The organism is Candidatus Ozemobacteraceae bacterium (assembly GCA_035373905.1).
Classification (GTDB): Bacteria; Muiribacteriota; Ozemobacteria; order Ozemobacterales; family Ozemobacteraceae; genus MWAR01.
Genome location: DAOSOK010000018.1, coordinates 83,509 through 95,434, shown reverse-complemented (window position 1 = coordinate 95,434; position 11,926 = coordinate 83,509). Strand labels below are relative to the sequence as shown.

The window sequence follows — 11,926 nt, the reverse complement described above, 5'->3', positions numbered from 1 at the left end:
GGGCCCCCGTCAATTCCTTTGAGTTTTAATCTTGCGACCGTACTCCCCAGGCGGAGTGCTTAATGCGTTTGCTGCGGCACAGAGGGAGTCGATACCCCCTACACCTAGCACTCATCGTTTACAGCGTGGACTACCAGGGTATCTAATCCTGTTTGCTCCCCACGCTTTCGCGTCTCAGCGTCAGTTGCAGGCCAGTCACCCGCCTTCGCCACAGGTGTTCCCCCCGATATCTACACATTTCACCGTTACACCGGGGATTCCAGTGACCCCTCCTGCACTCCAGTCAGGCAGTTTCCAGCGCAGTGCCACGGTTGAGCCGTAGCATTTCACACCAGACTTACCCAACAGCCTACACGCCCTTTACGCCCAGTAATTCCGGACAACGCTCGCCCCCTACGTATTACCGCGGCTGCTGGCACGTAGTTAGCCGGGGCTTATTCGCTTAGTACCATCAAATCCACGTGGTATGAGCACGCGGACCTTTTTCCCAAACAAAAGAGGTTTACAACCCGAAAGCCTTCATCCCTCACGCGGCGTCGCTCCGTCAGGCTTGCGCCCATTGCGGAAAATTCCTCACTGCTGCCTCCCGTAGGAGTCTGGGCCGTGTCTCAGTCCCAGTGTGGCCGTTCGCCCTCTCAGGCCGGCTACCCGTCTTCGCCTTGGTGGGCCTTTACCCCGCCAACTAGCTGATAGGCCGCAGGCTCATCCATTGGCGCGAGACTTTCGCCCCGCCTTTGGCCCCATCCCTCCCGGGACGTGGTCTCATTGGGCATTAGCTCAAGTTTCCCTGAGTTGTTCCCATCCAAAGGGTAGATTACCTACGTGTTACTCACCCGTTCGCCACTATCCTGTCCACAATATTGCTATCACGAACAGAACCGTTCGACTTGCATGTGTTAGGCACGCCGCCAGCGTTAGTCCTGAGCCAGGATCAAACTCTCCACGAAAATTATTCAAAAGCGTTTCTTTGCAGATCCGCCTTCTATCAACTCATGGAGTTTTTATCCCGAATTACTTCGGTCTAACAAACTCAACTTCCTCGGCGCAATCTTGCGACCACGCCCGGAAGCCCACTTGGCGTCTTCCTTGGTCCCTCGATCTTATTCTCAATGAGCCCCGGTCTTTCGATCGGTACCTCGGGGGGTGCGCCCCGTTGGTAGGGTCTATAGTAACACCTTCGGGTCTTCGAGTCAACACCCTTTTTCAAAAAAAGTTTTTCACCCCATCAAACCCTGTGTTCAAGGCCTTCCGCAGGTCTGACGAAACAGGAACACGTTCGATTTTGTGTACCGCCCGTTCAACCTCCCGGCTGGTTTCTGATTCAGGCTTCCGGCATGGCCGGTGGAGCCTCCCTGTATTTGATCATGACGACAGAGGTGCTCTTCTCAGGATGGAAGAAGTAGTACACTTCATCCATCAGGCGCTTCAGCAGGAAAATGCCTCGCCCGCCCTTACCCCATTCTTTCACTTCGGCGAGCTTCTCGAAATACTCCGGGTTGAAGGTGATGCCGCCGAAATCGGTGACCTGGAGGATGCAGCATTGGGCGTTGACGGTCGAGCCGACCTCGATGACCGGCTGACCGCGGAGGCTGCCATGATCGATTGCGTTCATCATCGCCTCTTCGAGGCCAAGCGCAATGTTCATTTTCACGCGGGGGCTGTATCCGAGAGTCTCGAGCTTGCTCCCGATCCGGTCGCGGACCTTCCCGACTTCGCTCAGCAGGCAGGGTACGCGCACGACCTCGTCGAAAGCGTATCTTCTGATGCGGGTTGAATCGTTGAGCGGAATCATCTCATATTACCCCAGGGGAAGCGCGACTTTGATCGACGTCTCGTCGTCGCTGTCGCGGCAGATCGTGATCGTACCCTTATGGGCATGAACCATGTGTCCGAGGAAGGCGAGGTCGAGGTCGAGCGATGTGCTTTCCCCCGAAATGATGCGGTCGACCTGAGCGTTCCAGTCGAGAGCGTCCTGACGGATATGTTCGGAAATGCCCGCGCCCTGCATGCCAACGAATAGGTCGATACGTCCGACGGACGGCAGGGCATTCCAGATGAATTTCTCGCCATTTTTCAAGGTGCGCTTCGCCTGCATGAACAGTGTCTTGAACATCAGGGTCATGCGGGAGCTGTCGAAGCGCCCTGCGATCTGGCCATGGGAAAGCAGTCCCGAATCTTCGAGGCGGATTCCGATGCGCTGGAAGCCGCGCTCGAACCTGGCTTTCACCTTGCTGTAGATGTCGGTAAGGCTGCAGTTTCCCCGTTCGAGCCTCAGAGGGCCGCTCTTCAGTTCTGTCAGCGAGATGAGATGCCGCATCGATTCTTTCTGGCGGCGCAGCAGTTTTCGCGATTGAACCGGATCCTTCTGCTTCCAGGCTCGTCGAATCAGCTTCGCATGCTTATGGAGCATCAGGGCGTAGAACTGGGAAAACCGCCGGTCGATCGCGCGCTGATCAGAGATGTTGCGGATCGATACGATCACTTCCGCAGGGTTGCCGGCCGTTCCCGGGATCGTGACAAAGCGGTTCGAAAGAATCATCTCGTGCGGTTTGAGCAGAACCACTTCGGAGGAACCGGAGGTTTCGCCGCTCCGGATGACGTTGCTGACGTAGGTGGCGAGCGCGTAGTTCTGTCTGCCGTCGGGGAAGAAGAGGCTTTCGACCGCCTGGTTGTACAAAACCGGGTTGCCGGACATATCGACGACCATGATGCCGTCGGTAAGAGCCTGAAAGATTCCACGCACCCGACTGGACTCGATCAGCAGGTTTTTCTGGAGGCGCAGCCGTTCGACGGTGACCGACGAATGGTCGGCGAGCACCTGGAGCGCTTCGAGATCGGTCTCGTCGAATTTGGGGGCGCCGACGCGGTTGTACACCTGGAGGGTTCCGATGATCTCTTCGCGAACCTTCAGCGGCACGCAGGCCAGGGAGCGATGCTCGAGGTTATGGACAGGCGGGGCGTTGATGCGCGTAACCGGGCTCACGTAATCGCCGCATTCTATACGGCGCCCTATACCGTCTTGGGCGACTTTGCCGGGGATCCCGGCGCCGAGGGGGACGACGACGTTCCCACGGGCAGCCTGGTCTTCGCGCGTCGAGCCGACGAACCGCAGTTTCGAGCCCTCGATGAGAGCGATCGAGGCGTGCTCGGCGTCGGTCAGGCGTCTCGCGGAATCGACCAGCAGGGCGAAGACGCCCTCGAGGTGCTCCTCGACGCAGATCTGCCGCCAGGTATAGATGAGAATATCCACCTGCGCGGGCGTCAGGGCCGCACCGTTCTTCCTGTCGACAGCTTCCTGTGTCATGGCCGGCCATCGGTTCCTTTATGTATAGCTCTCACTATTACCGAATCTCTCTCGGGATATCCTGCCAGCGTTCGCGTCGAGGAAAGACAGGTCATGCAACGACGGCCCTGCCTGCCGGCGGGGCCGCCCGTCACGTCATTTCTGCGCCAGAAGTTCCTTGATCTTGTCTTCGAACAGCTTCAGGTCCTGGGGACGATAGCCGGCGTGAACCATCGCGATCTTCCCGGCCTTGTCGATAACGACGGAACTGGGCGTGAAGGAGAAGCCGTATTTCTCGGGCACCGAGAAGATCGGGTCGAGAAGCACAGGGTAATTGATGTTGTTGTGGGCAGCCCAGGAGACCAGCATCGGTTTTCCGAGGAGATCAACGCCGATCGCGATGATTTCGATGCCGGGGTATTGCTCCTTGAGGGTTTTGAGCGCTTTGGCTTCCTGGAGGCAGGAGTAGCAGGCGCTCTGAATGAAGAACAAAATGATGGGTTTGCCGGAGTAATCCTTCAGGCTTTCCATCTTGTCGGTGACGAGGTTCGGAAGCGAAAATTCCGGAGCGGGGTCGCCGACCTTCAGTTCGATCTCGGGTTCGATCGCGGCACCGGCGTCTCCGCCGATGTTGACCATGCTGGAAGGATCCTTGCTCTCGGCGGCGTTCACCGCGAGAGGGCCACTCATCATCATGCCGGCAGCGATTCCCGCGCCGAGAAAAGCTCGAATGATCCGCTTCTTCATCTTCTCTGCTGCTCCTTGAACCGATTGTTGGGCGAAGTCTAGCACAAGCACCCACCCCGGTCAATCCCGGCGGGGACAAATCGGACACCGGAACAGGAACCGGTCCGCAGATGGCGCAGATGAAATTCCGTTCAGTGATTCAGCGAATCTCCCGTTCGCCCTGAGCTTGTCGAAGGACGAGGGTCTCTCGTGCTTCGCGACAGGCTCAGCACGAACGGGAACGCGAAACTGGCATTTTGTTATACAGGGCTCAATAATGCGGATGCACTTGCCCTGCGACGAGGGCATCGTGCGATTTTGCCCTTTGTTGTGGTAATATGTGCCGTTGAGAAAAATACCTCCGGAGGAATGGAATGAACCTCTTCATCAGGAATATCAGCTACTTCTGGGCCGGTGGTGACGAACCTGTCCTGGAAAACGTCTCGCTGCTCGTCGAAGGCTCGAAGATCGCCGCCGTCGGATCCGCATCGGAGCTTGCGGAGAAGGCCGGCACCGCCAGAAGCATCTCCGGCGAAGGAATGATCGTGATTCCCGGCCTCGTGAACACGCATCATCACTTTTATCAGACGCTGACCCGCAATTTTCCGAAAGTTCAGGACGCCGAGCTGTTCGAGTGGCTCGTCAACCTGTATCCGCTCTGGGCGAAGCTGACGGCCGACGATTTTCACCTGTCAACGACGGTCGCGGCACTCGAACTCCTCAAGAGCGGCTGCACCACGGCCGTCGACCATTCGTATCTGGTTCCCGCGGGCCAGTCCCATCTGTTCGAGAGCCAAGTCACGGCTGCGAAGCGCGCCGGCCTCCGGTTTCACCTGTGCCGCGGCAGCATGTCGCGCTCGAAGAAGGACGGCGGCCTGCCGCCCGATTCCGTCGTGCAGACCGAAGCCGTCATCATGGAGGAGACCGACCGGCTGGTGAAGAAGGTTCACGAGGCGCAGTCGGGCGGGATGACGCGCATCGTCGTGGCGCCCTGCTCCCCGTTCTCTGTGACGAAGGAGCTGATGGTCGAGGCCAAGCGGTATGCCAACAGGAACGGCCTCAAATGTCACACGCACCTGGCGGAGACCCATGACGAGGACGACTTCTGCATCAAGATGTACGGCTGCCGCCCCTTCGAGCTGATGGAACAGCTGGAATGGATGGACAACAACTCGTTCTACGCGCACTGCGTCCATATTTCCGGCACCGAGATCCCACGCATGGCGAAGGCGCAGGGCGGCGTCGCCCATTGCCCGACCAGCAACATGCGACTCGGCTCGGGCATCGCGCCGATCGTCGAGTATCAGAAGGCCGGGGTTCCCGTCAGCATCGCGGTCGACGGCTCGGCCAGCAACGACTGTTCGAACATGATGCTGGAAGTTCGGAACGCCCTTCTGTTGCAGCGCGTGAAGAACGGCGCCAAGTGCATCACGGCGAAGGACGTGCTGAAGATGGCCACGCTCGGCGGTGCGAAGGTGCTCGGCCGTGATGACATCGGGTTTCTGAAGGCCGGCATGGAAGCCGACTTCGTCGGTTTCAGGCTCGACTCGCTTCGGCAGGCCGGCAGCTCGACCGACCCGCTGGCGGCGCTGGTCTTCTGCGCGGTCGATAACGTCGATCTCTCGGTCGTCCACGGCGAGCTGCTCATCAACGCCGGCAAGTTCACCCGCTTCAGCGACGACGAGTTGTCCGAAATCGTTCGTCTGCAGAACCGCCGCAGCCGCGAGCTGTATTTCGGCAAAGCGTAAAATGCTGGTGTCGGGGCGGGATTCAAACCCGCCTCGACGGAAACACGTGGCGTTTTCCGAAACCCATAGTTTTTGACAATGGGCGGGGGGTGTGGTAGATTTCGGCCGTTCCTCTCTTGAGAAACGAGAGAACGGTACGATAAGGAACGGGATGACGGTGTCGGGCTTCCACACCATATTCTCCATGCTATGAACAGGAGCGGCGAACGTCTGTGACGGATCGCCGTTTATCGTTGTTACGAGGGATACTTTTACCCGAGGTGAACGGATGAAGATCATCGGACATGCTACGGTAGCGACGCTCGGCACCAACCACCAGGTGATCGAGGACGGCGCGGTCGCTTTCGACGAGAAGAAGATCCACGGCGTTGGAACGACGGACGAGCTGAAGAAGCGCTTTCCCAAGGCGAAATTCGAAAGCGCGAACGGGCTGCTGCTGACGCCCGGCCTGATCAACGCGCATATGCACCTGTATTCGACGTTCGCGCGAGGTATCGCCCTGAAGGACGCCCCGCCCGAGAACTTCGTGCAGATCCTCGAGCGGCTCTGGTGGCGGCTCGACAAGGCCCTCAAACCCGACGATCTGTATCTGACCGCGATGATCCCGCTTCTCGAAGCGGTTCGCTCCGGCGTCACGACCCTGATCGATCATCACGCCAGCCCTCACGCGATCGGCGGCTCGCTGAACACGCTTCAGCAGGCGTTTCGGAAGTGCGGCGTCCGCGGCTGTCTCTGTTACGAGGTTTCCGACCGCGATGGCGCTTCGCGGCGTGACGCGGGCCTCGAGGAGAACGCGAACTTCATCCGGGGCATCAAGCTCGACAGCGAGCCCGACATGGCCGCGATGATGGGCCTGCACGCGAGCATGACCATCGAGGATTCGACGCTGGCCCGGGCCGCCGAACTGGCCAAGGGGCTCAAGGTCGGGTGTCACATCCACGTCTGCGAAGACAAGGCCGACCTCGAGGATGCCCGCCGGCGCGGCTTCCGTTCGGTCGTCGACCGTCTGCACCGGGTCGGCCTCACCGGCCCCGACAGCATTTTCGCGCACTGCGTCCACGTCGACGAGATGGACATCCACACGCTGGCGCTCACGCGCACCAACGTGGCGCACAACCCGCGCTCGAACATGAACAACGCGGTCGGCTGCGCAAACATCGAGTTGATGATGCGGGAAAAAGTGCCGGTCATGATGGGCACGGACGGCATGTCCCCGTCCCCGCTGCCGGATTTCGCCCTGGCGAACATCCTGCACAAGCACCAGGCCGGTGACCCGCGCAAAGCATACGGGGAAGTATGGAAAATGTATTCCCAGAACAACCCGGCCCTGGCCTCGAACATCTTCAAGACGCCGATCGGCGTGCTTGAGGAAGGCGCCGCCAGCGACATGGTCATCTGGAACTACCTGCCTCCGACCCCGATCAACGCCGGCAACACGCTGGGCCACATGCTGTTCGGCCTCACCAGCGCTACGGTCAACACGACGATCTGTCGCGGCAAAAAAATCTACGACGACGGCAAACTCACCTTCCTGGCCGACGGCGAGGAAGCCGAGATGTGCGCAAAGTCGCGCGAACTGGCCCGTTCCCTGTGGGAACGGTTCTGAATACACCAAGACAAGGAAAGCGAGCACCACATGAAGATCGACAAGGGCATGATTGAAAAGATCCAGGCCGAAGTCAAGAAGCATGAGCCGGCGATGGTCCAGTTCATGCGCGACATCTGCGCGATTCCGAGCTACGAATCGAAGATCGGCGATGTCGTGAAGCGCATCAACGACGAGATGAAGAAGCTCGGGTTCGACGAGGTGTTCGTCGACAAGATGGGCAACTCGGTCGGACGCGTGGGCAACGGCCCCGTCAAGATCGTGTTCGACAGCCACATCGACACCGTCGGTATCGCCGACCCGACCCAGTGGAAATGGGACCCCTTCAAGGGCAAGGTCGAGAACGGCATCCTGTATGCGCTCGGCGCCTGCGACGAGAAGGGCTCGACCCCCGGCATGGTCTACGCGCTCAAGATCCTGAAGGACCTGAACCTGCTCGACGGCTATAGCCTGTACTATTTCGGCAACATGGAAGAGGAGTGCGATGGCATCGCCCCGCATTCGCTGGTCGAGACCGAGAAGATCAAGCCGGATTTCGTCGTCATCGGCGAGCCGACCTGCATGCGCATCTACCGCGGTCACCGCGGCCGCGTCGAGCTGAAGGTGACGACCAAGGGGCGCACCTGCCACGCATCGGCTCCGGAACGGGGCGACAACGCGATCTACAAGATGACCCCGATCATCGACGAGATCAGCAAGATGTCGCACATGTTCAAGGACGACCCGTTCCTGGGCAAGGGCTCGGTCGTGGTTTCGAAGATCGAGTGCAAGACTCCCAGCCTGAACGCCGTTCCCGACGAGTGCACGATCTACCTCGACCGGCGCCTGACCTTCGGCGAGAACGAAGAGTCGTCGATCAAGGAGCTCGAGTCGCTGCCCAGCATGAAGAACGGCAAGGTCGAAGAGCTGTTCTACGATACGCCCAGCTATACCGGCTTCGTCTTCCCGGTCAGCAAGTATTATCCGCCGTGGGCCCTGGATCCGAAGCATCCGCTCGTCCGCGCGGGCATCGAAGCCTACAAGGCCTGCCACGACGACAAGGAACCGGTCGTCGACAAGTGGGTCTTCTCGACCAACGGCACCTACTGGATGGGCAAGGCGAACATCCCGTCGATCGGCTTCGGCCCCGGCAACGAGGTGCATGCGCACACCGTCAACGACCAGGTGCCGCTCGCCGAGGTGGTGAAGTGCGCCGAGTTCTACGCCATGCTGCCGCTGGCGCTCAAGAAGTGACGTCTTTATAGCCATAGATATCTTTCTATGACACCGAAAGGAAAACAGGAACCCATGACCGAACAACCGAAGACCAGCAAACTGGCCGTCGTCGCCGTCGGCGGCAATTCCCTGATTCAGGACGAGAAGCGCCAGAGCGTTCCCGATCAGTATCAGGCCGCGTGCAATACGATGGTTCACATCGCCGACATGATCGAGGCCGGGTACAACGTCGTCGTCACGCACGGCAACGGGCCGCAGGTCGGCTTCATCCTGCTGCGCAGCGATCTGTCGATCTCCCAGATCCATCCGGTTCCGCTCGATTCCTGCGTGGCCGACACCCAGGGCGCGATCGGGTACAATTTCCAGATGGCGCTGGCGAACGAGTTCAAGAAGCGCGGCATCAAGAAGGACGTCGTGACGGTCGTCACGCAAGTCGTCGTCGACAAGGACGACCCCTCCTTCCTCAAGCCCACGAAGCCGATCGGCAAGTTCTACAGCGAGGCCGAGGCTAAGTCGCGCAAGGAGAAGGAAGGCTGGGACATCATGGAAGACGCGGGCCGCGGCTGGCGGCGCGTCGTTGCCTCCCCCCTGCCCCAGGAAATCGTGGAGGAAGACTCGATCAAGGCGTTGGCCGACCGCGGCTTCGTGGTCGTGGCGGTCGGCGGCGGTGGCATCCCGGTCGTTCGCGACGAGAAAGGCATGCTCAAGGGCGTTGCTGCGGTCATCGACAAGGATTACGCATCGGGCCTGCTCGCCAAGAATCTGAAAGCCGATGCGTTCATCATCTCGACGGCCGTCGAGAAGGTGTATCTAAACTTCGGCAAGCCCGACCAGAAGGCTCTCGACAAGTGCACCGCGCTCGAACTCGAGAAATACATCGCGGAAGGTCACTTCAAGCCGGGCTCGATGCTTCCCAAGTGCAAGGCGGTCCTGAACTTCCTGCGCGCGGGCGGCAAGCACGCGATCATCACGAACCCCGAAAACCTGGCCCGGGCCGTCAAGGGCCAGGCCGGGACGCACATCTACCCGTAATCCGCTTCCAGTCCGGCCGGGGGAAGCCCCGGCCGGCTTTCTTTCCAGACATCGAGGAGAACACCATGTCGAAATACGCAAAGAAGTTCGAACTCAAGATGCGCAAGGACGTGCTTGCCAATACCGTGAAGCGATGCCATGAGAAGCACATCCTGATCCCGACCTACGCCCAGATGAAGAACCCGAAGCTGATTCCCGAGAAGGTGCTGAAAAAGCTGAACGGCGTCGGCCTGTGGGACGTGAACCCGATCAACCTGTTCCGCATCAACTGGCACAACGACGTGAACAGCGGCACGTTCGGCGGCGTGAATTATTTCGAGCTGCCCTCGAAGATCACCGGCGTGAAGGCCCGCATCGTCGGCCTGATCGGCAAGTATTTCCCGACCGGGGCCCACAAGGTCGGCGCGGCGTTCAGTTGTCTCGTTCCGCGGCTCGTCAGCGGCGAGTTCGACCCGACAACCCAGAAGGCCGTCTGGCCCAGCACCGGCAACTACTGCCGCGGCGGCGCCTACGACTGCGCCCTGCTCGACACGCCCGCGATCGCCATCCTGCCCGAGAACATGAGCAAGGAGCGGTTCGACTGGCTGCGCAAGATCGGCACCAGCGAGGTCATCGCGACCCCCGGCTGCGAGTCGAACGTGAAGGAGATCTACGACAAGTGCTGGGAGCTGATCAAGACCCGCGGCGACAAGGTCGTCATCTTCAACCAGTTCGCCGAGTTCGGCAACTATAACTGGCACTATCATGTCACCGGCGCCGCCGTCGAAGAGGCGTTCAAGGCGATTGCGAAGCCCGGCAACAGGCTTGCCGCCTGGGTTTCCGCGACCGGCTCGGCCGGGACGATCGCGGCCGGCGATTACCTGAAGACCGTCTTTCCGCACAGCAAGATCATCGCTTCCGAGGCGCTCCAGTGCCCAACCCTGCTCTGGAACGGGTTCGGCGATCACCGCATCGAAGGCATCGGCGACAAGCACGTACCGTGGGTCCACAACGTCCGCAACACCGACGGCGTCGTGGCCGTCGACGACGAGAACTGCATGCGCATCCTGCGCCTGTTCAACGAGCCGGAAGGCCACAAGGCGCTTCGCGATGCGGGCGTTTCCGAGGACGTCATCAAGATGCTGCCTCTGATGGGCATCAGCAGCATCAGCAACATGCTCTCGGCCATCAAGACCGCGAAGTTCTTCGAGATGGACGAGAATGACGTGCTGTTCATGCCGTTCACGGACGCCGCCGAGATGTATGCCTCGCGCGTGACCGAGCTGCAGCAGTCGCACGGGAAATACAGTTCCACCCAGGCGGTCATCGACTGGGAGCGGTATCTGCTCGGGGAGAGCATCCAGCACGTGCATGAGCTCGGCTACCACGACCGCAAGAAACTGCACAACCTCAAGTATTACACCTGGGTCGAGCAGCAAGGGAAGACGTTCGAAGAAATCAACCAGCTATGGGATCCCGAGTTCTGGGTCGAAGCCGCTGCCCAGGCCCCGAAGTGGGACAAGCTGATCGAGGAGTTCAACGCCCAGACCAAGGTTCTCGACACACTCTAATCGCATCTGTTACCATGAAAGCCCCGGAATCATCCGGGGCTTTCTTGGTAACAGATGAAGTTTGAAGTTCGAAGAGTGAAGTTTGAAACGATGGTGGCAAGCCGGTTTTGCGACCGGAAATTTTCAAGCATACAAATATAATAAAGATATATATCATGGACAACAGGGGATGCAGGTTGCCGTATACGCTGGCGTTCAGGCTGCCGGCGGAGAGCAGGCGGCTGATCGCGACGTGGCACCGCCGGCTGAACGGGCTATGCGTGAAGTTCGACCCGATCGACCTGTCGCACCTGACGATCAAGTATCTCGCGTATCCGAACGAAGGCATGACGGAGCAGGATGTTCGCCACCTTCTGCCGCGCATCGCCGAGATCGCCAGGCCGTTTCTTCCCATGAAGGTGTTCGTGCGGGGGCTGGGCCTGTTTTCCTATGCCGCCGAAAAGTCTCCGCTCGTCTATCTCAAGGTGCTTCCGAGCAGGGAGTTGCAGGAGTTTCATGAGGCCGTCAGGCTGGGGCTCGGAAAGGCGATCGACCCGTTTCCCCACGCCGACGCCGAGAACTTCAAGCCGCACATCACGCTCTCAAAGCAGGTCGGGAACGGCGATCTCGACCAGCTGAACCAGCTCATTCACCGGTCGCACAAATCCGCGAAACGCATGTTCAAGCTGAGCGACCTTGTCGTTTTCACGCCGAACGACGTCTACCAGGTTCTTCCAAAGCTCTCCCTGCCGAAATTCGACCGGCGAAATTATTGACCCCGTCTTTT

Annotated in this window: 9 protein-coding genes and 1 rRNA gene; 6 read left to right on the top strand and 4 right to left on the bottom strand. The window is 59.6% G+C overall.

Going from position 1 to position 11,926, the window contains the following annotated elements; translation table 11 throughout:
* The 4 genes from PLU72_10810 to PLU72_10795 all read right to left on the bottom strand — a co-directional run.
* Positions 1 to 947, bottom strand: a 16S ribosomal RNA gene (locus PLU72_10810); the annotation flags it as partial.
* 374 nt (positions 948 to 1,321) lie between these two features.
* The gene (locus PLU72_10805) at positions 1,322 to 1,792 is read right to left on the bottom strand and encodes an ATP-binding protein (GenBank protein ID HOT28669.1); all 471 of its coding nucleotides are present in this window, start codon (positions 1,790 to 1,792) and stop codon (positions 1,322 to 1,324) included.
* Positions 1,793 to 1,798: 6 nt separating this feature from the next.
* Entirely contained in the window at positions 1,799 to 3,304 is a 1,506-nt protein-coding gene (locus PLU72_10800; GenBank protein ID HOT28668.1) for a GAF domain-containing protein, read from the bottom strand.
* A gap of 135 nt (positions 3,305 to 3,439) precedes the next feature.
* The gene (locus PLU72_10795) at positions 3,440 to 4,030 is read right to left on the bottom strand and encodes a TlpA disulfide reductase family protein (GenBank protein HOT28667.1); all 591 of its coding nucleotides are present in this window, start codon (positions 4,028 to 4,030) and stop codon (positions 3,440 to 3,442) included.
* 353 nt (positions 4,031 to 4,383) lie between these two features.
* On the opposite strand from PLU72_10795, the gene PLU72_10790 reads away from it, so the two are divergent.
* From PLU72_10790 to PLU72_10765, 6 genes are all read left to right on the top strand, one after another.
* On the top strand, positions 4,384 to 5,757 hold the full coding sequence (locus PLU72_10790) for an 8-oxoguanine deaminase (protein HOT28666.1): 1,374 nt from the start codon (positions 4,384 to 4,386) through the stop codon (positions 5,755 to 5,757).
* A gap of 268 nt (positions 5,758 to 6,025) precedes the next feature.
* Positions 6,026 to 7,363: a putative aminohydrolase SsnA gene (gene ssnA / locus PLU72_10785; GenBank protein ID HOT28665.1), complete on the top strand. Its 1,338-nt coding sequence runs from the start codon at positions 6,026 to 6,028 to the stop codon at positions 7,361 to 7,363.
* 30 nt (positions 7,364 to 7,393) lie between these two features.
* Positions 7,394 to 8,596: a YgeY family selenium metabolism-linked hydrolase gene (locus tag PLU72_10780; GenBank protein ID HOT28664.1), complete on the top strand. Its 1,203-nt coding sequence runs from the start codon at positions 7,394 to 7,396 to the stop codon at positions 8,594 to 8,596.
* A 54-nt stretch (positions 8,597 to 8,650) separates the two neighbouring features.
* Entirely contained in the window at positions 8,651 to 9,610 is a 960-nt protein-coding gene (gene arcC / locus PLU72_10775; GenBank protein ID HOT28663.1) for a carbamate kinase, read from the top strand.
* Positions 9,611 to 9,675: 65 nt separating this feature from the next.
* Entirely contained in the window at positions 9,676 to 11,160 is a 1,485-nt protein-coding gene (locus PLU72_10770; GenBank protein ID HOT28662.1) for a pyridoxal-phosphate dependent enzyme, read from the top strand.
* Positions 11,161 to 11,315: 155 nt separating this feature from the next.
* Positions 11,316 to 11,915 (top strand): 2'-5' RNA ligase family protein, encoded by a 600-nt coding sequence (locus PLU72_10765; GenBank protein ID HOT28661.1) that lies wholly within the window; start codon positions 11,316 to 11,318, stop codon positions 11,913 to 11,915.
* Positions 11,916 to 11,926 lie beyond the last annotated feature (11 nt).